The 24745-nt window shown below is 61.9% G+C and carries 15 protein-coding genes and 1 pseudogene; 11 read left to right on the forward strand and 5 right to left on the reverse strand.

What is annotated here, in order from left to right:
- Together BLU76_RS29190 and BLU76_RS29195 are read left to right on the forward strand one after the other, a co-directional pair.
- Nucleotides 1-4348: pseudogene (locus tag BLU76_RS29190) on the forward strand (LapA family giant adhesin); the annotation flags it as partial.
- 183 nt (nt 4349-4531) lie between these two features.
- Nucleotides 4532-4870 carry a hypothetical protein gene (locus BLU76_RS29195; protein ID WP_003196545.1) on the forward strand — a complete coding sequence of 113 codons (339 nt, stop codon included), beginning with the start codon at nt 4532-4534 and terminating at the stop codon, nt 4868-4870.
- 245 nt (nt 4871-5115) lie between these two features.
- Here BLU76_RS29195 and lapD read toward each other — a convergent pair whose 3' ends face one another.
- Both lapD and lapG read right to left on the reverse strand, forming a co-directional pair.
- Nucleotides 5116-7062, reverse strand: coding sequence for a cyclic di-GMP receptor LapD (gene lapD, locus BLU76_RS29205; RefSeq protein ID WP_072347288.1), 1947 nt, complete (start codon nt 7060-7062; stop codon nt 5116-5118).
- A gap of 14 nt (nt 7063-7076) precedes the next feature.
- Nucleotides 7077-7700: a cysteine protease LapG gene (gene lapG / locus BLU76_RS29210; protein WP_371856198.1), complete on the reverse strand. Its 624-nt coding sequence runs from the start codon at nt 7698-7700 to the stop codon at nt 7077-7079.
- A 271-nt stretch (nt 7701-7971) separates the two neighbouring features.
- On the opposite strand from lapG, the gene BLU76_RS29215 reads away from it, so the two are divergent.
- The 5 genes from BLU76_RS29215 (at nt 7972) to BLU76_RS29235 (ending at nt 14982) form a co-directional block, all read left to right on the forward strand.
- Nucleotides 7972-8664, forward strand: coding sequence for a GntR family transcriptional regulator (locus tag BLU76_RS29215; RefSeq protein WP_092225591.1), 693 nt, complete (start codon nt 7972-7974; stop codon nt 8662-8664).
- 685 nt (nt 8665-9349) lie between these two features.
- Nucleotides 9350-10126: a DUF3050 domain-containing protein gene (locus tag BLU76_RS29220; RefSeq protein WP_063323486.1), complete on the forward strand. Its 777-nt coding sequence runs from the start codon at nt 9350-9352 to the stop codon at nt 10124-10126.
- Entirely contained in the window at nt 10123-11055 is a 933-nt protein-coding gene (locus tag BLU76_RS29225; protein ID WP_092150211.1) for a diiron oxygenase, read from the forward strand. The genes BLU76_RS29220 and BLU76_RS29225 overlap by 4 nt, the downstream gene beginning before the upstream one ends.
- A 10-nt stretch (nt 11056-11065) precedes the next feature.
- Nucleotides 11066-14485 carry a non-ribosomal peptide synthetase gene (locus BLU76_RS29230; protein WP_092225593.1) on the forward strand — a complete coding sequence of 1140 codons (3420 nt, stop codon included), beginning with the start codon at nt 11066-11068 and terminating at the stop codon, nt 14483-14485.
- A gap of 32 nt (nt 14486-14517) precedes the next feature.
- Nucleotides 14518-14982 carry an SRPBCC family protein gene (locus tag BLU76_RS29235; RefSeq protein ID WP_092225595.1) on the forward strand — a complete coding sequence of 155 codons (465 nt, stop codon included), beginning with the start codon at nt 14518-14520 and terminating at the stop codon, nt 14980-14982.
- 352 nt (nt 14983-15334) lie between these two features.
- Here the strand turns inward: BLU76_RS29235 and BLU76_RS29240 are convergent, their stop codons facing one another.
- Nucleotides 15335-17215: a methyl-accepting chemotaxis protein gene (locus tag BLU76_RS29240; protein ID WP_092225597.1), complete on the reverse strand. Its 1881-nt coding sequence runs from the start codon at nt 17213-17215 to the stop codon at nt 15335-15337.
- Nucleotides 17216-17468: 253 nt separating this feature from the next.
- Between BLU76_RS29240 and BLU76_RS29245 the strand changes: the two genes are divergently transcribed.
- From BLU76_RS29245 to BLU76_RS29255, 3 genes are all read left to right on the forward strand, one after another.
- Entirely contained in the window at nt 17469-17969 is a 501-nt protein-coding gene (locus tag BLU76_RS29245; RefSeq protein ID WP_014335956.1) for a sigma-70 family RNA polymerase sigma factor, read from the forward strand.
- Nucleotides 17959-18960, forward strand: coding sequence for a FecR domain-containing protein (locus tag BLU76_RS29250; protein ID WP_092225599.1), 1002 nt, complete (start codon nt 17959-17961; stop codon nt 18958-18960). Before BLU76_RS29245 ends, BLU76_RS29250 begins: the two co-directional genes overlap by 11 nt.
- A gap of 85 nt (nt 18961-19045) precedes the next feature.
- Nucleotides 19046-21550 (forward strand): TonB-dependent siderophore receptor, encoded by a 2505-nt coding sequence (locus BLU76_RS29255; protein WP_092150228.1) that lies wholly within the window; start codon nt 19046-19048, stop codon nt 21548-21550.
- Nucleotides 21551-21688: 138 nt separating this feature from the next.
- Here the strand turns inward: BLU76_RS29255 and BLU76_RS29260 are convergent, their stop codons facing one another.
- Nucleotides 21689-22762 (reverse strand): fatty acid desaturase, encoded by a 1074-nt coding sequence (locus tag BLU76_RS29260; RefSeq protein WP_092225601.1) that lies wholly within the window; start codon nt 22760-22762, stop codon nt 21689-21691.
- Between the two features lie 100 nt (nt 22763-22862).
- Between BLU76_RS29260 and BLU76_RS29265 the strand changes: the two genes are divergently transcribed.
- On the forward strand, nt 22863-23867 hold the full coding sequence (locus BLU76_RS29265) for an AraC family transcriptional regulator (protein ID WP_092150234.1): 1005 nt from the start codon (nt 22863-22865) through the stop codon (nt 23865-23867).
- Between the two features lie 190 nt (nt 23868-24057).
- On the opposite strand, the gene BLU76_RS29270 is transcribed toward BLU76_RS29265, so the two are convergent.
- Complete coding sequence (locus tag BLU76_RS29270) at nt 24058-24744, reverse strand: Crp/Fnr family transcriptional regulator (RefSeq protein ID WP_092225603.1); 687 nt, start codon at nt 24742-24744, stop codon at nt 24058-24060.
- Nucleotide 24745 lies beyond the last annotated feature (1 nt).

Below are 24745 nucleotides of genomic sequence, written 5' to 3' on the forward strand. Positions count from 1 at the left end.
CGTGACGCTGACCGCCACACCGACCGTGAACGAAAACGGCACGATCACCTACACCGCGACCCTGACCGATGCCAATGGCAACCCGGTTACCGCGCAAAACGGTCCAGTCACCGTCACACTCGACAGCGGCAAAACCATCACCATCGCCGCCGGCGCAAGCTCCGGTGTGCTCGATGTCGCTGTGGGTAACGATGTTTACCAAGGCCCGACCACTGTCACCGAGTCGATCAAAGATGCATCCGGCGGCAACCTCGAAGCCATCGCACCGAACACCACACCGGTCAGCACCACCGTCAGCGATGTCAACGACACCACCACGGTGACCTTGACCGCCACACCAACCGTGAATGAAAACGGCACCATCACCTACACCGCCACCCTGACCGACGCCAATGGCAATCCAGTCACCGCGCAAAACGGTCCTGTGACGGTCACGCTCGACAGCGGCAAAACCATCACCATCGCGGCCGGCGCAAGTTCGGGCGTGCTGGACGTCGCCGTCGGCAACGATGTCTACACCGGCGCACCATCCGTCACCGAGTCGATCAAATCGGCGTCCGGCGGCAACCTCGAAGCGATCGGTGTCGATAAGACAGGCGCGTCGACGGCCGTGGGCGACACTGTCGACAACACCACCGTCAGCATCACTGGCAGCACGTCAGTCGCCGAAGGCCAGGCGGCCACCTATACCGTCAGCCTGACGAACCCGGCGCAAACCGAGGTGACCCTCAAGATCGTCTACAGCGGCACCGCCGCCGACGGCACAGACTTCACCGGTGTCTACACCGTGAAGATCCCGGCCAACGCCACCAGCGCCACCTTCAACGTGGCAACGCTGGACGACAAGATCACCGAAGGCACCGAAAACTTCGTGGTCAAGATCGACTCGGCCACCGGTGGCAACTTCGAGCACCTGGCGGTCAGCGGCACCAACGGCAGCGTCAGCACCTCGATCATCGACAACGATGCGCCACCGGCACTCGACCTGGACGCCAACAACTCCAGCGGCAAGACCGGTGCCGATTACCAGGTGACCTTCACCGAAGGCACCACCGGCCCGGGCGTGTCCATCGCCGACACCGACCTGAGCATCACTGACCCGGACAGCACCCTGCTGACCGGCGCGACCATCGTGCTGACCAACCGTCAGCCTGGCGATGCGCTGAACCTGGGCAACAGCGTCAATGGCATCAGCATCAACGCCAACAGCACCGACGGCAAGGTCGTCCTGACGCTGACGGGCAATGCGACGCTGGCCGACTACATGCAGCAGATCAAGAACATCAGCTTCATCAACAACAGCGAAGATCCGAGTACCGTGCCGCGCATCATCACCGTGACGGTGACCGACGGCGCGAGCTACTCCAACACCGCCACCACCACCGTAAACGTGGTCGGGGTCAATGACGCGCCGGTGGCCACCGGCGGCGCGGTGACCGGTACCGAAGACACTTCACTGGTCCTCGGCTGGTCGACGTTCGGCATCAGCGACGTGGACAACTCCGCCACCAGCCTGGGTGTGAAAATCACCGAGCTGCCGGCCGATGGCAAGTTGCAGTATCTGGACGGTGCAACCTGGAAAGACGTGGCCAACAACCAGACCTTCACCAAGGCTGACATCGACGCCGGCAAGCTGCGCTTCACTCCGGACGCCAACGAATCCGGTGCCAATGGTTATGTTGGCAGCAGCACGGGCAACAACCAGGCCGACTACGCACAGGTCAAGTTCCAGCCAACCGACGGCCAGGCACTGGGCAATACCGGCACCGTGAAGATCGACATCACGCCAGTCGCCGACGCTCCGACCCTCAACGTGGCCGGCAACAACGTGACCTCCACCGGTTTGATCAAGGAAGTCTGGACCGGCCTGTCGGGCCTGGGCACCGATGGCAGCGGCGCGCCGTCCGGCACGCTCAAGTCGGTTATCGATGCCGCCGGCACGCCGAACAGCAGCGGCACCGTGACCAACGTACAATCGGACAGCAACGTCAACCCGGGCACCGCATCGAAAACCTCGGGCCTGATTTTCCTCGAAGCCGGCAAGACCTATACCTTCAGTGGTACCGGCGACGACAGCCTGCTGGTCACCATCGGCGGCAAAACCGTCGCGGCAACCACCTGGGGCGCGGGTGGTCAGTTGAACGGTTCGTTTACCCCGACCACCAGCGGCTACTACACCCTGGACATCTACCACCACAACCAGACCGGCCCGGGCAGTTATGACGTGAACCTGTCGGTCAACGGCAGCACACCGGTCGACCTGAACGGCGCCGGCGTGCCGTTGTATACCGGCGTGACCGACCTGACGAACGCCGGCGTGACGGTCTCCGATTTGCACGGCACCAACGGCGAAGGCTACTACGACGGCTTCAAGCTCAACGAAGGCGCCGAAGGCACCAGCGTGCACCTGTCGAAAATCACCACCGCCCTGACCGACACCGACGGCTCCGAAAGCCTGAGCGTGAAGATTGGCGGCATGCCCGAAGGCAGTGTGCTGAGCGATGGCGCGGGCCACTTCGCGACCGTGGGCAGCAACGGCGAAGCATCGGTCAGTGGCTGGAACCTGGGCAGCCTGACCCTGACGCCGCCGGCCTACTACAACGGCCAGTTCAACCTGACCGTGACATCGACCTCCACCGAAGCCCTCGGCGGCTCGGCCACAAGCACGGCGCAGATCCCCGTCACCGTGCACCCGGCGACCTATAACGCCGTCACCGCCACGTCGGGCAGTGACAACGTCACCGGCACCGACGGCAACGACATCGTCGTCGCCGACATTGGCGGGCTGACCGTAGTACCGGGCGTCAACTACAACATCGCCTTCATGGTCGACAGCTCCGGCAGCATGAGCGACTCGTCCATCGCCGCGGCCAAGGCCTCGCTGACCTCGGTGTTCAACACCCTTAAGCAGAGCCTGGGCAGCAACTCCGGGACGGTGAATATTTTCCTCGCGGACTTCGACAGCCAGGTGAACAGCGCGGTCTCGGTCAACCTCAACGACTCGGACGCCCTGACCCAGCTCAAGGACCTGCTCGACTCGATGGTGTCCGGCGGTGGTACCAACTATGAAGACGTGTTCAAGACCACGGCGAACTTCTTCAAGAGTACCGAAGCCCTGAACAATACCGGGGCGAAGAACCTGACGTATTTCATTACCGACGGCAAGCCGACTTACTACCAGACCAACGAACAGGTCAATCCGACGCTTTATGACTCCGTCAAACTCGATGACGTCTTGAGCGCGGCCAATTACAGCGTCGGCAAGTACTACACCCAGACGATCGACAGCACGCACAAGTACACCATCTACGAAGACGGCAAGATGTACCTGTCGACCAAAAACGGCAAGAAGTGGACCGATAGCTACGTGGGCGTGGTGCATGCCGAGGGCAATGGCACCTTTGAATTGTCGAACCAGGGCGGCACCGGTTATGGCGAATACTGGAACTACGTCGACTCGGCGGCAGGCTCGACCGACAGTTTCACGCTGCTCAAAAACCTGAGCACCGTCGAAGCCATCGGCCTGAACAGCGATGTCACCCTGAACGACCTCAAACCCTACGATTCGGACTCGTCGCCGCAGACCAACATCGACCCGAACAACCTGGCCAACTCGATCATCGGCCACACCGAAGCGACCCTGCCGGGCGCCGATACGGTCAACGGCGGCAACGGCAACGACATCCTGTTCGGCGACCTGGTGAGCTTCAACGGCGTTACCGGCGAGGGCTACCAGGCCATCCAGGCCTTCGTCGCCCAACAGAGCGGCGTGGACGTCAGCAAGGTCACCACCAGCAACGTGCACCAGTACATCACCGAACACTACACCGCGTTCGATGTGTCCGGTGCCCACGATGGCAACGACACCCTGCTGGGCGGCGCCGGCAACGACATCATTTTCGGCCAGGGCGGCAACGACACGCTCAACGGTGGCAAGGGCAATGACATCCTGCTGGGTGGCACAGGTAACGACACACTGATCGGCGGCCAGGGCAATGACACCCTGATCGGCGGTCTGGGCGGCGATACCTTTGTCTGGAAGTCCGGCGACACCGGCACCGACGTGATCAAGAACTTCAACGCCGGCGAAGGTGACCGGATCGACCTGCGGGATCTGTTGCAGGGCGAAAGCGGCAGCACTATCGACCACTTCCTGAAAATCAGTACGGTCGACGGCGTGTCGTCGCTGCAAGTCAGCACTTCCGGCCAGTTCAACACCACCAACGGCGGCGCCGCGACCCCGGACGTGACGATCAAGCTCGAAGGCAACAACTGGTCGAACGTGAACCTGAACTCGTTGATCGCCGGCAGCGACCCGACCATCAAGGTCGATCACAACAACAGCTGAACCTGACACAAAACCGTGGCGAGGGAGCTTGCTCCCGCTGGGCTGCGCAGCAGCCCCTAAAAACAGGGCCGCTTCGCGCCCCAGCGGGAGCAAGCTCCCTCGCCACGGGATAAGTGTTCATACTCCCCCACAGTTGGCCTATGCTGCCCAGCATGACGCCGCTTCATACATGAGGGATGCCCGATGTTTTATGTGCAACGCGATGCACAAGGCCTGCTGGTGCGCGTAGAAGCCACCGCTTACGCCGAGGCCACCGAGACCTTGCCGGCCGACAACCACGAGATCCAGGACTGGTTCGCCAACCAGGCGGTGGAAAACAGCCTCAAGCAGCTCAAACAAAGCGACCTGGAGATGATCCGGGTACTCGATGACTTGATCCAGGTGCTGACCAGCAAAGGCGTCATCCGCGTCACCGACCTGCCACCGGCGGCCCAGGCCAAGCTGATGGACCGCACCCAGGCCCGGGAAGCCTTGGGCGGGTTGAGCCGGTTGATCGACGATGATGAGAAGGGGTTGATCTAACCTCAAATGACACAACCCGATCCCTGTGGCGAGGGAGCTTGCTCCCGCTCGGCTGCGCAGCAGTCGCAAAACCAGGCAACGCGGTCTGCCTGAAGAGCTGCTGGGGGCCTGCTTCGCAGGCCAGCGGGAGCAAGCTCCCTCGCCACAGGGGATCGTGTTGTATGGGCTTACGCTATCGCTCCGGGACGTGGAGCGTCCCTGGCTACATTCCCACGCGGAGTGGTGGAACGATCAATGTTTCAGGATCACCCCCACCGCCGAGGCTCCCCAACCAACTGCCCCTGCACCCCAAACAAACCCATCTCACGAATCACCGCCAACTCCCCCTCCGTCTCAACCCGCTCAGCAATCAAAGGCAAGTCAATACTGTGGGCCGCGCGCTGGATAGCCTCGATGAACAAACGTTTATCACTTTCCTGATCAATCGCGCGGATATAGCTGCCATCGATCTTCAGGTAAGCCAGCCCCAGCCGCGACAAATTGCCGATCATGCTGAACCGCCCACCAAAACGCTGCAGGCTCAAGGAAAAGCCAAGTTCGCGCAGACGCCGGGTCAACTGCTCCAGCACCGCTTGCTCCGGCAATTGCTCTTCGCCAATCTCCAGGGTCAAGCGCGACCCGAGGTTGGAATGCGCCCGCAGGATCTCAAAGATCTTGTTCAGCGCCTGCGGATCGGCCAAGGTCGCCGAAGACAGGTTCAACGCCAGGGATTGCTCATGCCCGGCCATTTGCCTGAGCACTTGTTCGAGCATCAAACGATCCAGGCGCGCGGTCCAGCCGAAGCGCTCCAACCAGGGCAGGAAACGCCCGGCAGGGATGGTCTGGCCCTGCTCGTCGAGCAACCGCGACAGCACTTTGTAATGCAACACCACCTGGGTGTCCCGGGCGGCCACCACCGGCTGGAAGTACAGCTCGAAGCGCTGATGATTCAAGGCCTGGTCGAGCAGCGTGTGCCAGGCATGGTGATCGTCACCGACGCTGGCCACCGCGCTGTGATCCAGGCAGGCCCAACCCGGTTCGCCCTGGCTTTCGGCCTGGGCCAGGGCCTGGTCGCCGAGCTGCAGCACCGCTTGCGGCGAGTCGCCATGGACGAACGGCGCCAGCCCGATGGAGGCCACCGACGCCACATCCGTCGCACCGGTCGCATGCAGGCTCGCCAATGCAGCCTCAAGGTTCTGCGCCAGTTGCAACGCTTCCTCGCGCACCAGCCCAGGTGCCAACACCGCAAACTCTCCACCGCGAATACGCGTGACCAAGTTGTGGGTTTCCGGATACCGCGCACATTCACGCAGCAATTGCTCACCCACGGCCTGGAGCAACTGGTCGGTGCGCTGCCCGCCCAACCGCTGGTTCAAACCGGCCAGGTCCTTGACCCGCAACAACAGCAGATAACCGGAACTGGCCTGCTCCGGGTTGCTCACCCGGGCATTGAGCTGCATTTCGAAATAACGCCGGTTGGCCAGGCCCGTGAGGTTGTCCTGGTAGGACTCGACCCGCAGTTTCTCGCTGCGCTCGGCCTGCTCCTGGAACAGCGCCTTGAGCTTCTCGACCATCTGGTTCATCGCCTGCACCACCCGGCGCAGTTCAGGCGTGCGCGGCAGCTCCGGCAGGCTCAGGAATTCGCGACGGGCAATGGCATGGGACTGATGCACCATGTAGTCCAGCGGCTTGAGCTGGCGACGCAGCAGCAAGGCCCCCAGCACCGCGCTCACGGCGCCACACAGCAAAAGCCAACCCAGGCTGCCCAAGGCGCTCTGCCACAGCTTGGCGAGGGCGAACATCGGGTGGCTGACCACTTCAACCCGCGCCGCCTGTTCCCAGCCGCGGCTGACGATGGCATCGCCACCGGCCGGTTCCAGGCCGATCAGCTTGACGAACCATTGCGGCACGCTGCCGGCGTCCGGCGTGCCGGTGCGCTCGACGAGGGTCCTGTCGGTGGCCACGTCGACCACGCGGATGCTGGCGTAGTAGCCGCTGTCGAAGATCGAGCTGACCATCAGCTCCACCATCGCCGGGTCGTCGATGTTCGGCGTCAGCGACAGGGCCAGCGCCGTGGCCGCATCCTGGGCGTGGGAGCGCAACTGGTTGACGTACTGGGCCCGCGAGCTCTCCAGGCTGACCATGAAGCTGCCGCTGAAGGCAACCACCAGGAACAGACAGATAGCGATCAACAGCTGTTTGAACAAGGACATCTGAGCGCGCGCTCCTAGTTAGTCGTCTCGACCGGAAAACCTTCGGCCTGCATTTTTTTCAACACATCCTGCCACCGGGACAGGCGCTTGGTGTCACCCACTTTCTTGTTGCCCTTGGCGCCCGGCAGCCACAGCCCTTCGGCATTGAAAGAGTAGACCGGGAGCAAGTCGGTTCGCTGGCTGGCCGGCAGGATGCCGTCGATCAGGCTGTCGAGTACCAGCGGCATCGCCTCGGGCGTGGCGTAGTAGGTGAGCACCATGTGCGCACGGTTCTGCCGCAAGGCCTTGACGTAGGTGATGCGCAGCTTGTCACTGGACACCCCGAGATGACGCAGGCTGAAGTACTTGGCGATGGCGTAGTCTTCACAATCACCGGCGCCCTTCCACAGGGCCTGGATCGGGGTTTCCCAGTAGTCGACTTCACGCCACAGGTCGATGTCTTCCACGTAGCGCACCTGTTTGTTGAAAAACAGGTTCACCACCTTGAGCTGTTCGAGTTCCGGAATCTGTTTCTGGGTCGCCAACAGTTGCTGCCATGCGTCGATCCGTTGCTGACCTTCGCCCAAGGGACCATATAACGCTTGCGCCCGTCGGCTGATCTGCGCAAAGTCCCAGTCGGCCTGCAGGCCGCCCAGCATCAGGCCGGCCAGCAACAATGCCGAACATAGCCAGCGCAAGGACCTGAGGACAGGGAACGGTGCAGCCAAGGGAAATACGTCCGAAAAGGGTCGTTGGAAATTCGTTGGATGGTGACGCCTGGCCCACTAAAAGACAATGGCAAGGTGCAATCACCGCAGGCAGACTAAACTTTAGTTCAGGAACCTCCGGTCGAGAGACTTTGACGGCTCACCAACCTGTAACTAACGTGAGCCTGGATCCAATTTTTACTACCAATCAGGGTGCGTTGTCGTGACACAGAAGCCCAAACCGCTCAGCACTATCCAGATCAACGGCCCCATTCCCGCTGACCAGGCACGCTCGATCATCGAAGAGTCTCTGCGCGAGGCCATCCTCGATGGACGCTTGCCTTGCGGTACCGCCCTGCGCCAGCAGGAACTGGCCGACCTGTTCGGCGTGAGCCGCATGCCGGTGCGCGAGGCGTTGCGCCAGCTCGAAGCGCAGTCACTGCTCAATGTGGTTCAGCATAAGGGCGCCGTCGTGGCACCGTTGATCACCAACAATGCGGTAGAAACCTATGCCCTGCGTTCGGTCCTGGAATCGTTCGCCTTGCGCCTGTCCATCCCCTTGCTCGATGACAGCGACCTGGCAATGGCCGCCCAGTACATCGAACAGCTGGAGACGGAAACCGAACACGCCGAGATCGGCAAGCTCAACCGGCTGTTCCACATGTCGCTTTATCACAAGGCCCCCAACGGCAAGCTGCTGGACCTGATCGAGCGCGAGCTCAATGAAGAAGAGCGCTTCCTGCGCTTTCATCTGTCGTCCATGGGCCTGGGCAAGTTGAGCCAGGACGATCATCGCGCGCTGCTCGAGGCCGCGCGAACCAAAGACATCGATAAAGCGATCGTATTGCTGGAACGGCACCTGGAAAAAGCCTCTGTCACCATGCGCCGGTACTTGGAACAGTTGTCGAAGCTGTGATCCCACGTCGGCGCTCCGTCCGGCGTAAAAATTTCTTACATATCCTTCCGACTCACTTGTCGCCTGCGCGGCGCGGCCTGGCCGTGGCCGCGACTCGCCGTCCCATCAGTTCAATGGCACTGCCATCGATTTGGGCTCACTCTTGCGCTTGTCGATTCAAAACAGACCTGAAGAAGTCAACGCCTGGCTGAGGCCAGACGAATCGAAGCCAATACGCAAGGAGCGTCGTCCAACCGGCGGGATGATCGGATGTCCGACCGACGTCCTGCCCATAACATAAAAGTTATTAACTCCCCGATCCCTGAAGTGCTCCGAGTGAGGCATTCACTCGAACTATTCGATTCTGATACTCGCAAATCGGAAGGAGCTTCTTCGCCCAAATAAAACTTATATAAAAAGTTTTAAAAGCCCTCTTCGCGCCCAATAAAACATCAACTTTAAATAATTAAAAAAATACTTGCCGACAACTTGTTTCATGCATTAGCTTTTTATTCGTCGCGTTACTTGCGACCCTTTCGCTTTTTGACAAACCCTTTAAACACAGGCAACACAAGCCCACAACACGTACTGAAAGCGAACACTTAAGCCACTTGGGTAATTCATGGATTCCGGTTCAGGCTCCCGCTCGTCTTAATTAAACAACGAGCAACCTTCCGGACAAAACATCATTGATGAGGACGTTCCGATGCAGCCATCCAAAGAACAACTATCTCTGAAAAAACACGAACTTGGCCAACACCCGGTTTTTTCCGAGATTACATCAATCGATCTGTTACGCCGCTTTATGGAAAGCCATGTCTTTGCCGTCTGGGACTTCATGTCGCTGACCAAGCGGCTGCAACGCGAACTCACCTGCGTCCACCTGCCCTGGCTGCCGCCGGCCGACCCGCACGCAGCACGCTTGATCAATGAAATCGTGCTGGGGGAAGAGTCGGATGACCGCCCCGGCGCAGGCTATTGCAGCCATTTCGAACTGTACTTGGACGCCATGCGGGAAATCGGCGCCGATACCCGCGCGATCGAGCAATTCATCACCCTGCAACAGGAAGGCGTCAGCCCCGAGACGGCGCTGGACAGCGTGGAGGTCGAACCGGCGGCGGCGCGGTTTGTCCGCCAGACCTTGCACACCGCTCTGCACGCACCGGCCCACAGTGTGGCCGCCGCCTTCGTGCATGGTCGCGAGAGTGTCATCCCGCAGATGTTCCAGCGCATGCTCGACGCTTGGGGCATTGGCCTGGATCAGGCGCCGACCTTTCGTTATTACCTGCAACGGCACATCGAAGTCGATTCCGAAGACCATGGCCCGGCGGCAGAAAAGTTGTTGGCCCGGCTGATCGATGGCGACCCACAGCGCGAAACCGAAGTACTGGTCGCCGCGCTCGCCGCTGTCCACAGCCGCGCGGCCCTGTGGGATGGCTTGCGCCAGAGCATGACCCAGCCGGTTGCACAGGTGATGCCATGAACGCTGTCGAATACCAATCCTTCGCCGACGCTTGGGAAAGTCGCGCTACGATCCGTACCCGGCCACGGCGGCGGGTCGAAAACGACGACAAGCTGATCTTCCCCATGAGCCGCCAGCCGCTGGTGCACAGCCAGACCTTCCTCAGCCACTGCCCGCAATTGCGCGACTTTGTGCTGGTGCAGAGCCTTTACAAGTTCATCAACGACGTGGTGATTTTCGAGACCGAACTGGTGGACCACACCGCCCGCCGCATTGCCAAGAACCGCTTCGGCATCGAATTCCCGTTCGCCTGCCGCTACGACGCGATGACCGTGGTGGTGGACGAGGATTATCACGCGCTGGTGGCGATGGACTTCATGCAGCAGACCATCGACATGACCGGCATCGCACCGATCCCGTTGCCGGGGCAGATCGAACTCAGCCGCGCGATACCGGCGACCCTGGCCCAGGCGCCGGAACATTTGCTCAGCGCCGTGGAGCTGATCTGCATCGCCATTGCCGAGAACACCGTCACTAACGAAGTGGCGGCCTTCGCCCGGGACGACTCGGTCAAGGCCTCGATCAAGGGACTGATGGCCGATCACTTGCTCGACGAGGGCCGCCACTCCGGTTTCTGGACGCGACTGGTGCAGATCTACTGGCGCACCGCGCCCGAAGAGGACCGCGCGGCGATTGCACGCTTGATGCCCGGGTTCGTCGTCCAGTACCTGGCGAGCGACCTGCAGCAAGCGTTCGACATCGAACTGATCGCGCACCTGCCCGTTGACGAATCGGTACGCCAATCGCTGCGTGAAGACGCCAGTGCGCTGGCCTACCCCATCAATCGTTTTCACCCGTTGGTGGGCAACATCACGCGTTTTTTCCGCAGCAGCTCGATGCTCGCGTCCCCCTGCGTACGCGACGCCCTCGCTGATTACCTGACTCCATGAGGACCTTTCGATGAAACGCCTCGAAATTGCAGTGCCTGGTACCAGCCAGGCCATGGCCGAACTGGCCCGCGAACTGGAGCTGCACGGCCACGGCATCGTGGATCGGCAATCGCCGGCCAACCACGGTATGGTCGACTTGTTGATCGACGACGGTACGACACCGCGGGCCATTGAAGCCCGCTCATGCCTCCAGGTGCGCGTGGTGCTGCGCACGCTACCCGGCGAGGTATTGCCGCAACCGGTGGTGATATTTCGCGACGGCGCGCAGCGGCTGTTGTGCCAGGAGGTGATTGCGCCGCAAAGCGATGGCAACGGTCAGTCCCTGCGGTTGCGTACCCTGGCGACAGTGGTCGAGACCGGCGCACGGCTGGTCAGCCAGTTATCCCGGGATGACACCTGCTTCGATCACTGGCCGACGGTGCACGCTGACACTGTCGAGCAGCCCCTGCTCGGGCTCGATGCGCTGGAGTCGCTGGCGTTCGAACACGGCCTCAATCGGCCACCAGTACCTTGGCTGCTCGCCGCCGCCGACATGCCGGTGATGCACAGCATTGAACAGCGCATGCTCGACGACGCGGCGCAACCAGCCCTGTGGGTCGATGGGCAATTCATCGACTACAAATCCTTGCGCCGCCTGGCGCTGGGGTTGCAACAGCCGATGTTGCAGAGGTTAAGCGGCGCGGCCAAGCGCCCCTTGGTGGTCGGTGTCTGCCTGCCCAAGTCCGCGCACCTGTATGCGGCGATCCTGGCGGTGCTGGGCTGTGGGGCGGTGTACCTGCCGCTGGACCCGCAGCATCCGGCGCAACGTCGGCGCTTCATTCTGGAAAATGCCCAGGCGGACCTGCTGCTGCACGACGGCGACAGCGACCTGGGCGACCTGTCGGTGCCAACGCTGAATGTCCATCAACTGCCATCGCCCAAGCCAGGCATCCCAGCCTCGTTGATTCGCCGCACAGTGGACAGCGACGAACCGGCTGTGGCGATCTACACCTCTGGCACCACCGGCCAGCCCAAGGGCGTGTTGCTCAGCCACCGCAACCTCAGTCATTTCTGTGCCTGGTACGGCGACTACGTCGGGTTGCAGCGCGACAGCCGGGCGTTGCAGTTTTCCACCATCAACTTTGATGCGTCGCTGCTGGATATCCTGCCGACGTTCATCCACGGCGCCTTGCTGGTGGTGCCCAGCGAAGACCAGCGCCGCGATCCGCAGCAATTGGTCGCGTTGATTCACCAGCAGCACATCAGCCACGCCTTTCTGCCGCCTGCGCTGCTGAGCGTCATGCCCCTTGATGCACCGCTGGGCCTGGCGCACCTGATCACCGGTGGCGATGTCTGTGAACCGTTCGTGATCGAACAGCTCGCGCCACAATGCCAGTTCCACAACATCTACGGCCCGACCGAAACCACAGTGCTGGCGACCACACGACAGTTCGGCGTCGGCGACAACAACCGCAACCTCGGCGTGCCCATCGCCAATGGCCAGGTCTTGATCCTGGACGAACAGTTGCAGCCGGTTCCCCAAGGTGTGCCCGGCGAGCTGTACATCGCCGGCCCAGGCGTCGGGCTGGGTTATTTGAATGACCCGACACTGACCGCGACGCGCTACCTCGACCTGACACTGCCCACCGGGCAAGTGCTGCGGGTTTATCGCACGGGTGATATCGGCCAGTGGACCGACAACGGCATCGAACTGTGTGGCCGGCGCGATAACCAGGTGAAGATCCGCGGTTTTCGGGTCGAGCCCGAGGAGATCGAACACTGCCTGCGTGATAGCCAGTTGTTTCGCCAAGTGGCAGTGGGGGTCGATGAACGGCGGCGAATCCTGGCGTTCCTGGTTCATCCCGAGCACTCCGGCGATGCCCTCCAGGCGTTGCGCGATCACGTGCAGAACAGCTTGCCCAGCTACATGCACCCGGCCGCCTACGTCGAATTGCCGAGCCTGCCGTACACCAGCAACGGCAAGGTCGATCGCCGGGCCTTGCTCACCATGGCGGTGCAGGTGCAGGTCGATGGCCAACGCCGGCAGCCACAGAACGCCCTGGAGACGCAATTGCAGCAACTGTGGGCAGAGTTGCTTGAACTACCCGTCGAGGACATCGCCACCGACGAAAGCTTCTTCAACCTCGGCGGGCATTCGATCCTGCTGTCGCGACTGTTGTTGAGCATCCGCCAGACGTTCGGCCGCAGCCTGTCGATCAACCGCTTTATCGAAGCACCGACGCTGATGACCTTGGCCAAGTTGCTGGACGATCCTGATCAAAACAGCGCATCGATCCTCAGCCCCCAGGCCTTCATCGATGCCGAGGCCGAGCTCAACCTCGATCCGCTGCCCATCAGCCAATGCGGCGATGTGCACAAGGTGGTGGTAACGGGCGCCAACAGCTTTCTCGGGGTGCACATCGTCGAGGCACTGCTGGCCTGGGGCGCCACCGAAGTCGCGTGCCTGGTGCGTGCGAGCGCTGAACAAAGCGCGGCCGAGCGCTTCTCCCAGGCCCTGCGGGACAATCACCTGACCCACCTGGACCTGGACCGCGTCAGTGTGTACGCCGCCGACATCACCCAACCGCAATTGGGCCTGCCAGACGACGTCTACACCCGCATAGACCGCACCTTCGGCGCGCTGGTGCACAACGCCGCCCACGTCAACCATGTGCTCGACTACGAGTCCCTGGCGCAGGACAACGTGGAGCCGATCTTCGAGTGCCTGCGCCTGTGTGAAGGGCGCAGCAAGAAGATCTTCAACTTCGTCTCCACGCTGTCCGCCTCCAGTGCCCTGGATGCTGACGGCCAGGTGCTGGAACAGCCGGCCGCCGAGACGCCGCCGATCTACATCAAGAACGGCTACAACCTGTCCAAATGGGTCGGCGAACGGATCCTGCAGCGGGCTCGTGATCGCGGGGTGTGGGTCAACCTGTTCCGCCCCGGCAACATCAGTTTCAACAGCCTGACCGGGGTCTGCCAGCCCCACAAGAATCGCTTGATGCTGATGCTCAAGGGCTCGATCCAGCTCGGCCAGGTGCCAGACCTGTCACTCAATTTCGACCTGATGCCGGTGGATTTCCTGGCCCGCTTCATCGCGTTCCACGCCAGCCGTTACCAGCCGACGCAAGCGGTGTTCAACCTGCACAACCCACAGCCTTTGAGCTGGGACGCTTATGTCGCCTCGTTTCGCGACAGCGGCCGGGAGTTTTCGTTGGTCAGCGTCGCCGAGTGGCAACGGCAATTGGCGCGGGTCGATGCCGACAACGCGTTGTTTGGCGTGCTGGGCTTCTACCTCAACGGCTTCGAGGAGGACATCGGCGACATCTCGCTGATCAGCCACGACAACGCCCGCGCCGGCGTGCGGCAGATGGGCGCCAGCTACCCGGAAAAATCCCCGGCCCTGCTGCGGCGCGGCGCCGAGTACCTCAAGGCCATCGACTTCATCTGAAACACCCTCAACCCAAAGCAAGGAGCAAGACCATGAGTGCATTTCAACCCGACACCCTGATCAAAAACCCCCAAGCCTGCCAGGTCGAAACCTCGGTGGAGGTCACGGCCGACGCGGCACGCGTCTGGAACGTGGTAGGTGATTTTGGCGGATTCAACCATTTCATTCCGGCACTGGAACACATCGAAATGACCGGCGAGGGCGTGAGGTCCCTGCGCAAGAAATTCTTCCGCGATGGGCAGAACCTGGTGGTGGAACAGCTCAACAGCCGTGACGACCAGGCCATGCACATGACCTGGACGCTGATCTACAACACCCTGGGCATCGACAACCTGTGGGCGGCCATGCGCGTCGAACCCCTGGCGGACAACCGTTGCCGCGCCACCTGGACCATCATCGCCGACCACACCGACGCCCACACGCCGTCGGGCTTCAGGGATTTCCTCCAGGGCTTCGCCGATGAGGCGATGGGGAATGTGCAGGAGATGTTCGCCTAAGGCACAGCCCTTCCCCGATGTGGGGCTAATGCTGTTCACTCAAGGCAATCGACAAACCCCGTGGCGAGGGAGCTTGCTCCCGCTGGGCCGCGAAGCGGCCCCAAAACCTGCCAAATGCGGAGCATCAGACACACCGCACCCGCCGGTTTACGACTGCTTCGCAGCCGAGCGGGAGCAAGCTCCCTCGCCACAGGGATTGGGTTGGCTTGAGGTTCAAGCATTGGGCTGAGCGGCCTGTGCTGCATTGAAGCTCGCTCCCACATTGAGTTGCAGTGAACCCAGGATCCAGGCTCACCGCCAATCCCCTGTGGGAGCTTGCTCGCGATGGCAGTGGCTCGACTTGCGACTGGGGTCAGATCTTGAAGCTGTCCACCAGTTGCTTCAGTCGATTGGCCTGTTGGGACAAGGCATCGCAATCCTTCAGGGTTTCATTGAGGTTGGCCACGCTTTGCTGGTTCAGCAGGTTGATGTGGCTGACGTCCATGTTGAGGGTTTCAACGACAGCGGTCTGTTCTTCGGTCGCAGCGGCTACCGACTGGTTCATGCCGTCGATCTCACCGATACGCTGCGTCACGCTGACCAGTCGCAGGCCGGCCTGGTTGGCCACTTCCACGCTTTCTTCGCTGGACGTCTGGCTGGCGTTCATCGTGGTTACCGCTTCACGGGAGCCGACTTGAAGCGAGGTAATCATCTTGTGGATTTCTTCCGCCGACTCCTGGGTGCGGTGCGCCAGGTTGCGCACTTCATCGGCCACCACCGCAAAACCACGGCCGGCTTCACCGGCACGGGCCGCTTCGATGGCCGCGTTCAGGGCCAGCAGGTTGGTTTGCTGGGAGATGCCCTTGATCACGTCCAGGATGTGGCCGATGTTGTCGGTGCTGGCGTTCAGGGTTTCGATCTGGGTGCAGGAAAGGCTGATCTTCTGCGACAGCTCGGTCATGGCCTGGATGGTTTTTTCCACCACTTGGCGACCGTCATCGGCCTGTTCGCTGGCACCGCTGGCATGTTGCGAGGCATCGGCGGCATTGCGGGCGATTTCCTGGGTCGCAGCCCCCAACTGGTTGATGGCCGCGGCCACGCTGTTGGTGCGAGCGCTCTGCTCATCCGAGCCGACAAGCGACGCATTGGACGAGGTCATCACCCGCTGCGACAAGTCATGCACCTGACGGGTGGCGGAAGACACTTCCGAGATCGACGCGTGAATCCGCTCCACGAACTGGTTGAACGAACCACCCAGCACTGCGAACTCATCCTTGCCCTGCACCACCAGGCGCCGGGTCAGATCGCCTTCGCCCTGGGCGATGTCCTGCATGGCGCGACCCATGGTGGTCAACGGGCGCATCAATACCTGGATCAACAGGCTCAGCAGCAACGCAATGGCCGCCACCGCGACAAACATCGCAATCAGCGCAGACGTACGGAACTGGCTCAACGGCGCGTAGGCCTTGGCCTTGTCGATCGACAGGCCGATGTACCACTCGGCGTTCGGCAAGCCAGTCACTGGAGTAAACGAAAGGATACGGTCCTGCCCGTTCAGCTCAACGTCCTGGATACCCTTGCCAATGCGCACCGGGGTCCCGGGGTAGATGTCCTTGAGGTTCTTCATCACCTGGTCTTTGTCCGGGCTGACGATCACCTGACCGTCGCCGCTGACCAGGAACGCATGGCCGATACCACCGAAGTCCACGGAGTTGATGATCTTCACCAGGGTTTCCAGGCTCAGGTCGCCGCCCACCACACCGAGCAGTTCGCCGTTGTGCTTCACCGGCAGGGCAACGGTCACCACCAGGCCACCTACCGCCGCCAGGTAAGGCGGGGTCAGCATGGTTTTATCAGCGGTCACCGCCTGTTTGTACCAGGGGCGCTGACGCGGGTCGTAGCCGTCAGGCATTTTGGCGTCCGGACGTTGGGTGAAGACACCGTTGGCCTGGCCGACATAAGTGAACTGGAAGTTCGAGGTCAGCGCTGGCTGATCGACCAGCCCTGGCAGATCGGCAGTAGCGCCCTGGTGCGCGATGTTTTGCGCCAGGTTTTCCAGCACCAATATCCGGCCACTCATCCAGTTCTGGATGCTGCTGGCCGTCAGGTCGCCGGATTGCTCGATGGACGACTCAAGGCTGCTGCCGATGGTGTTGCGCTGCAAATAATCGTTGTAGAGCGTGAACAGGGCAAAAGCCAGGACCACCACACCAGAGGCGGCAAGAAGGATTTTGTGGCTGAACTTTAGATTCATTGATGAGGCTTCTTAGGCAAGGAGTGGGGGTGCATTCCAGATTTGCAACGGTCCATGTAACAGTGCGAGCGGTTATCAATCCGCTCCACTTTGGTGCACACGTACAAGTCTGTCGGCAAACCTGTACAAATAATTAGGGATACGAAGAAATAGCCGACGGGAGGACACAGCGGGCGAACGGTGGTTGCAAATTCGCCGACGGCTGATGACAATGCGACCTATTATCATTTGTAACATCCAGGCCGTTGCGTCCATGTCATCTCCCGAGTTTGCAGTACAGGCGCTCTACAGCCGGCATCACGGCTGGCTCAATACGTGGCTGCGCACCCGGCTGGGCAATGCCGCCGATGCGGCGGACCTGGCCCAGGACACCTTCGTGCGCCTGTTGCAGCGTAGCGAACGCCTGGAACTTCGAGCTCCACGCGCCTTTTTGCGCACCATCGCCCAAGGCCTGGTGATCGACCATTGGCGGCGAGAAGAAATCGAACGTGCCTACCTGCAAACCATAGCTCACTTGCCGGAAGCCGAAACCCCTGGCGCTGAAGCCCAGGCCCTGATCCTGGAACTGCTTGAAGCCATTGCCAGGATGCTCGAAGGCCTCAAGCCGAAAGTGCGCAGGGCCTTTCTGTTGGCCCAGTGCGAAGGCCTGACGTACAAGCAGATCGCCGAACAGATGGGCATCTCGTTGCGCTCGGTGGAGCGCTACGTCGCCGATGCGCTGTACCACTGCTATGTGCTGCGTTATGAAAGCTGAGCCGGCGGAGCACTTGCAGAGCCGCCGCAACGGCCCGTCGCAACAGGTGGTCAGGCAGGCGATCAACTGGCTGCTGCGCCTGCGCAATCACACCGCTCACCCGACCCTGCGCCAACAGTGCGACACCTGGCGCGCCGCCCACCCGGAACACGAACTGGCCTGGCAACGGGTGCAATCGCTGCACAGCGAATTGACCTCCAACCTGCGGGCGGTGCCCGCTGCCCACATCGCCCTCGACACCCTGGAAAACAGTGCCCAGCGCCTCAATCGTCGCCAGGCCCTGAAGTTGCTGTCGGGCATCGCCGTGGTGAGCGGCGCGGCTTGGCTGGGCAAGGACCTGGGCTGGCAATCGTGGAGCGCTGACTTCGCCACCGCCACCGGTGAACGCCGAGGTTTCCAGTTGCCGGACGGCACGCGACTCGAGCTCAATACCCACAGCGCCGCCGACCTGGACTTCAGCGCCCGGCAGCGCCTGATTACCCTGGCCCGCGGCGAAATCATGGTCACCTGTGGTCGCGACCCGGGGCGGCCGCTGCTGGTGAAAAGCAGGCATGGCCTGTTCGAAGGGCTGGGGGGGCGCTTCGTGGTGCGCCAGGACAGCGACTGCACGCGCTTGAGCGTCACCAGCGGGCAAGTCGTCATCCGTTCGCACCCCAACAGCGATGGCAGGCCCATTCAGGTCGAGGCCGGGCAAAGCTATCTGATCACTGCATCGACAGCGGCCCTCGCACCGCCGCTGGACATGGACGCAGGCGCCTGGGCCGACGGGTTGATCGTCACGCGCAACATGCGCCTGGAAGACTTCCTCAATGAAGTAGGACGCTACCGCCCGGGTTATATGAACTGCGCGGCGTCGGTTGCCGACCTGCGCTTGTCGGGGGTTTTCCGTTTGGAGGACACCGACAAACTGCTCGCCGTCCTGCCACGCATGCTCCCCGTACAGATCCGTTATCGAACCCGTTGGTGGATCACGGTGCAGCGCCTGGCTTGATTTTTTTTGGCGGGTTTCAGGCCGGCGTCCGGCTAGGACAGTAAGCAACCCTTATCTGCCTTCGGCGACTCCTACGGAACCTACAATGACTGAGCGCGTACCTCTCAAGAACCCCTTCGGCTTCTCTGCGCAACCGGGCCTGCTGCGCCAGGCGATCCATGCCGCGCTGTTCTCCACGGCGCTGGGGGTCAGCGTCATGCCGATGCTCGCGGTGGCCGCACAAAACGGCGTGACCGCCAGCCGTCAGAGCTACAACATTGCCCCGGGCCCATTGAGCGATGTGCTGAACCAGTTCGCCCGCCAGGCCGGGATCACCCTGGCAAGCACCCCGGCGCAAACCGGCGGCGTCCAGTCCCCGGGGCTCAAGGGCGAGTACTCGCCGGACCAGGCCCTGAGCCAGTTGCTCAGCGGCTCGGGACTGGTTGCCGTCAGCCAGGATGGCAGCAGCTACGTGCTGCAGACCGAGACCGCTGGCAGCACACTGGAATTGCCGACCACCGACATCAAGGGCTTCGCCTTGGGTAACGCCCTGGGCAGCATGGAAGGCTACAACGCCACCCACAGCCAGGTCGCCACCAAGACCAGCACCGCCCTGCGCGAAACCTCCCAGAGCGTGTCGGTGGTCACCCGCGAACAGATGGACGACCAGGGCGCGCAAACCGTGTCCCAGGCCATGCGCTACACCCCCGGCGTGCTGACCAACCCCTACGGCGCGACCCACCGCTACGACTACGTGGCGATGCGCGGCTTCAACGACGGCTCGGTGGATAACATCTACCTCGACGGCCTCAAGTCCATGGGCGACAGCGGCACCTACAGCTCCATGCAGGTCGATCCGTACTTCCTGGAGCGGGTCGACATTCTCAAGGGTCCGTCCTCGGTGCTCTACGGTCGCAGTTCGCCCGGCGGCCTGGTGGCACTCACCAGCAAGAAGCCGCAGTACGAGGCCTATCACCAGATCCAGGCCACGGTCGGCACCCAGGGCCAACGCGGCATGGGCTTCGATTTCACCGGCCCCGTGGATGACGACAAACGCATCACCTATCGCCTGATCGGCCTGGCGGACACCTCCGACACCCAGTTCGACCACAACAAGGAAAAGCGCTTCGCCCTCGCGCCGACAGTGAACATCGACTTCAGCGAGGACACCTCGCTGACCCTGCAAGCCTACCTGCAGCATGACCCCGACGGCGGCTACCACGGCGGCATGCCGGCCGATGGCACCTTGCATCAGCGCAACGGTCGACGGATTTCCGAGCACTTCTTCGAAGGCGAACCCGGCATCGACCGCTATGAGCGTGACCAGCAGTCGTTCGGCTACCAATTCGAACACCGTTTCAACGACGTCTTCACCGCCCGGCAGAACTTCCGTTACCTGGATTCCGAGGTCAAGAACGATCAGGTTTATGCCTACGACTGGACCACGCCCACCAGCAACGAGCTGAACCGCTACTACACCGGCGCCGAAGAAAAGCTTCATTCCTTCATCGTCGACAACATGCTGCAAGCCGAATTCTTCACTGGCGCCACCAAGCACACCGTGCTGATGGGGGCCGACTATCAGCGGCGCAAAACCGTGGTCGACTGGACCAGCGGCAGCCTGGCGCCAATCAACGCCTTTGACCCGGTCTACGGCAACTCGGCCATCACTGGTCGCTATGACACCAGCTACCTGCGACGCCTGGAGCAGACCGGCGTCTACCTGCAAGACCTGATCGAAATGGACAAGTGGCGCTTCTCCCTCGGCCTGCGCCAGGACTGGGTTCAAACCTCGGATGAGAACCGCATCGCTGAATTTGAACGCCCGGAAGGCACCGAGATCAACGACAAACGCACCAAGCTCACTGGCCGTGCCGGAGCGCTGTACCTGTTCGACAATGGCCTGGCGCCGTACATTAGCTACTCCGAGTCGTTCAACCCGAACTCCTATGCCGACAGCGCCGGCAACCCACTGCCGCCCACCGATGGCAAGCAATGGGAACTGGGCCTGAAGTATCAGCCGCCGGGCACTGACGACCTGTACACAGCCTCGCTGTTCCGCATCGACCAGGAAAACCTGGCGACCAAACTGCCCCAGGACAGCTTCTACCGCGCCGTCGGGGCCGTGCGCTCCCAGGGCCTGGAGCTGGAAGCGCATCTGCAGTTGACCGAACAATTCAAAGTGCTGGGCAGTTACACCTTCACCGACATCGAATACTCGAAATCGATGGTCAGCACCCTCAGCACGCCCACCGACATCATCGAAAACAAGGGCAACTCCCCGACCCAGGCCCCGCGCCACATGGCCTCGGTCTGGGCGGACTACAAGTTCGACAGCGGCACCCTCGATGGCCTGCGCCTGGGCGGCGGCGTGCGGTATGTCGGCTACAGCTGGGCCGATGCGGAGAACACCATGAAGGTGCCGTCCTACACGTTGTTCGATGCCTCGGTGGGGTATGACCTGGGCAAGGTCGGCTTGAAGGGCGTGGACGTGCGCCTGAACGCGAACAACCTGACCAACGAAAGCTACGTCGCTTCGTGCGCCAGCCTGAGCTTTTGCTACATGGGCGAAGAGCGCAATGTGGCGGCGACGGTGAGTTACCAGTTCTAACTGCAACCCATTCCCTGTGGCGAGGGAGCTTGCTCCCGCTGGACGCGAAGCGGCCCGTTTTTTGGGGCTGCTGCGCAGCCCAGCGGGAGCAAGCTCCCTCGCCACAGGTTCTGTTCTGGCCCTTCGGATGGGGCAGCTTCAAACCCGAACCGTATTACCTTCTTCCCGCACCACCCCCTCCTGGCGCACAAACCGATTCGCCCGCCCGAACGTGCCGAAGTCATTGAACCGCACGCCCATCTCCCGCATTACCTTATGCGCCACCGGCACCGTCAGTTGACGAATGTAGAACGGCTCCTTCACCACGAAGTGATGAATGCCATGGCTGCTGCCGAAGTTGAAGCAGAACGCCTGCAACGGCCACAACCACCAGGGATTGAGCACTTGGGTTTGCTGGATGACGTTGCCCGGCTCGATATCGCCGTAGTAGTGCATGTTCGAACTGACGAAATGCAGGCAAAAGGTGCGCAACACGTTCGGCCCGATGATCACCACCGCGGCGATGTCGATCACCTGCATCGTCGCCAGCGTGGTAGCCGACCAGTCAATTGAAGTGCCCAGCAGACCGGCGATGCCGTTGGCCCCATGAAAACCGAGAAACACATACCAGGCGCCCCAATGCAGCAACGCCAGCGGGAAATACACCTTCAGCGTGCGTTTGAGAATGCTGCGCTTGTGCGCCCAGGTCCTGGCTCGCAGCAGGCGGATGAACGCCGACATCACGTTATCGCCGACCATCAGCAACCGCGCCAGCCCCCAGGGTTCGCCGTTGGTGATGGCCCGCTCCTCCATGTCGGCTTCGCTGCCGGACACCTTGTGATGGTTGAGGTGCAGGTGACGACGGATCCACGGATTGATCGTGCTCGGCCGCGCCAGCCAGACCAACCCCATCATCAGGTTGTGGGGCACGCGCTGCTTGCGAAAATACATGCTGTGGATCAGGTCATGTTCCAGCTCGTGGGTCAGCGACGCGAAGAACGCGTTGAGCAACAGGCACACCCACCCGGCCAGGTAACCGTTGATGTAGAGCAGCGCCGAACCGATCATCCCAGCCAGGGCCAGCGCCAGGATGCCCGCGCCCAACGCGTCCTGGTGGCGCAGGATCGGATAGCGCCGACGCAACTCCTCGCCCCGGGCCAATACAACCTGGCGAATATGGGCTGATCGCTGTTGTGCATTCAATCGCTCGGGGCTTGCGCAAGTGCCGTGCATGGCTTACATCCTCTGTTAGAGATGTGCTCATCCTGCCGGGCGTTGTCCCCTGGGGTGGTAGCCGTAAACGCCAACCTGTTGACCGCACGCGCCAATCGTCATGACTGAACCGACTTCCCTCGCCAGCTGGACCCGCGCCCTGCGCAAACAGCTCGATGCGCTGGGCCTGGACAGCCATGTCTTGTGCGTGGAAGCCGGCCTCGACCCGCAATGGATGGACGACCCGAACGCCCGTTACCCGCTCTCGGCCACCACCCGTCTGTGGGCATTGGCTGTGCAGGCCAGCGGCGACCCGGCCATCGGCCTGCGGGTCTCGCGTTTCGTCAGCCCCACCACCTTTCATGCGCTGGGTTATGCCCTGGTGGCCAGCGGCAGCCTGCGGGAAGTGTTCGAGCGGATCGTACGCTATCACCCGGTGGTCAGCGATGCGCTAACCCTCCAGCTGATCCGCGCAGAGGACCGTTATCGCTTTAGCCTCGAGGTGCCGCCGGACCGACCGGCGCCAGCCTTCGAGGCCATCGACGCGTTCGCGGCGATTTACGTGCGCACCTGTCGCAACCGCCTCGGCCGTGATTACGCACCACTGGCGGTGTACCTGCGGCGCCCGGAACCGGCGGACCCCAGCCCCTGGCACAAAGTGTTCCGCTCGCCGGTGCATTTCGGCGCCGCGCAGGATTGCCTGGAGTTCAACCTCACCGATTTCGACAGCCACCTGGACGACGCCAACCCGGAACTGGCCGAACACAATGAAACAGTGCTCGAACGCACCCTCGCACAGCTCAAGCCACTGACCTGGGAACGCAAGGTACGCGCGGCCATCGAGGCCCAACTGCCCGAAGGTGAGCCCAGCGCCGAACGCATCGCCCAGGCCATGCACCTGAGCCTGCGCAGCCTGCAACGGCACCTGGCCGACGAAGGCTGCCGCTTCGACGCACTGCTCAACGAGTGCCGGGAGAATCTGGCGCTGCTGCACCTGCGGGATCCGAATTGCTCGCTGAGCGAAGTCAGCTACCTGTTGGGTTTTGCCGATGCCAGCAGCTTCAGCCGCGCCTTCAAGCGCTGGACCGGGATGACGCCGGGGCAGTTTCGGGATGGGTTGCGCTAGGGATTTGGATTGGTTGGGCGGGCGATGACTTTCGCCCAGACAAGCCCCTGTGGCGAGGGAGCTTGCTCCCGCTCGGCTGCGCAGCAGTCGCAAAACCGGCCAATGCGATCCGCCTGCCTATAGACATGCCAAGGGCCTGTTGCGCAGGCCAGCGGGAGCAAGCTCCCTCGCCACGGGGGCCAGGTCGGTTTCAGATCGTGGTCAACCCGCGCAATCGCTCGATGTCGAGGATTTCGATCTCGCCATAACCGAGGTGGAGAATGCCCTGGGCCTGCAAGTCTTTGAGGATCTGGTTGGTGGTCTGGCGTGACAGCGCGAGCATCAGCGCCAGATGCTCCTGGGGCAGTTGCAAGATTCGGCGCGGCGGTTCGATTTCGCCGTAGCCTTCTGCGATCAGCAGCAGGCGGTGGGCCACCCGGGCTGGGGCGGGCATCAGGCTCAGATGTTCGAGGTTGATGAAGGTCAGGCGCAGTTTGTGGCTCATCAACAATGCCAGATACCGCCAGTAGATCGGCTGCGCTTGCAGGAAGGCCAGCAACGGCGCCTGCGGCACGTGCAGCAGTGTACCTTGACCGACCACCACCGCATCATGAGTGCGCGGCTGGCCATCGAACAGGCAGATTTCACCGAACCAGTGGGGCGCCTCGATCATACTCAGCAGTGCCTCCTTGCCCTGTTCGTTCACCGCACCGACGCGCACCGCGCCTTCCAGCACGGCATACAGCCCGCACGGCGGATCGCCACGCTTGAACAGCCCATGGCCCGGCGGCAGGCGGCGCTCGCGGGCCATATCCAGCAGGCTATTCTGTAACTCAACGGGCAAGTGGCTGTACCAGTGGCCGGCCATCAGTTGTGAGTGCCAGGGATGCGAATTCATG

This window comes from Pseudomonas sp. NFACC08-1, assembly GCF_900106735.1.
Lineage (GTDB): Bacteria > Pseudomonadota > Gammaproteobacteria > Pseudomonadales > Pseudomonadaceae > Aquipseudomonas > Aquipseudomonas fluorescens_Q.

Bases quoted from the DNA above. Each gene is read 5' to 3' on its own strand.
- BLU76_RS29255 (WP_092150228.1), top strand. From the start codon at position 19,046: ATGACTGAGCGCGTACCTCTCAAGAACCCCTTCGGCTTCTCTGCGCAA.
- BLU76_RS29265 (WP_092150234.1), top strand. From the start codon at position 22,863: ATGACTGAACCGACTTCCCTCGCCAGCTGGACCCGCGCCCTGCGCAAA.
- BLU76_RS29240 (WP_092225597.1), bottom strand. From the start codon at position 17,215: ATGAATCTAAAGTTCAGCCACAAAATCCTTCTTGCCGCCTCTGGTGTG.
- BLU76_RS29235 (WP_092225595.1), top strand. From the start codon at position 14,518: ATGAGTGCATTTCAACCCGACACCCTGATCAAAAACCCCCAAGCCTGC.
- BLU76_RS29230 (WP_092225593.1), top strand. From the start codon at position 11,066: ATGAAACGCCTCGAAATTGCAGTGCCTGGTACCAGCCAGGCCATGGCC.
- BLU76_RS29225 (WP_092150211.1), top strand. From the start codon at position 10,123: ATGAACGCTGTCGAATACCAATCCTTCGCCGACGCTTGGGAAAGTCGC.
- lapD (WP_072347288.1), bottom strand. From the start codon at position 7,062: ATGTCCTTGTTCAAACAGCTGTTGATCGCTATCTGTCTGTTCCTGGTG.
- BLU76_RS29250 (WP_092225599.1), top strand. From the start codon at position 17,959: ATGAAAGCTGAGCCGGCGGAGCACTTGCAGAGCCGCCGCAACGGCCCG.
- lapG (WP_371856198.1), bottom strand. From the start codon at position 7,700: ATGCTGGGCGGCCTGCAGGCCGACTGGGACTTTGCGCAGATCAGCCGA.
- BLU76_RS29270 (WP_092225603.1), bottom strand. From the start codon at position 24,744: ATGAATTCGCATCCCTGGCACTCACAACTGATGGCCGGCCACTGGTAC.
- BLU76_RS29260 (WP_092225601.1), bottom strand. From the start codon at position 22,762: ATGCACGGCACTTGCGCAAGCCCCGAGCGATTGAATGCACAACAGCGA.
- BLU76_RS29245 (WP_014335956.1), top strand. From the start codon at position 17,469: ATGTCATCTCCCGAGTTTGCAGTACAGGCGCTCTACAGCCGGCATCAC.
- BLU76_RS29195 (WP_003196545.1), top strand. From the start codon at position 4,532: ATGTTTTATGTGCAACGCGATGCACAAGGCCTGCTGGTGCGCGTAGAA.
- BLU76_RS29220 (WP_063323486.1), top strand. From the start codon at position 9,350: ATGCAGCCATCCAAAGAACAACTATCTCTGAAAAAACACGAACTTGGC.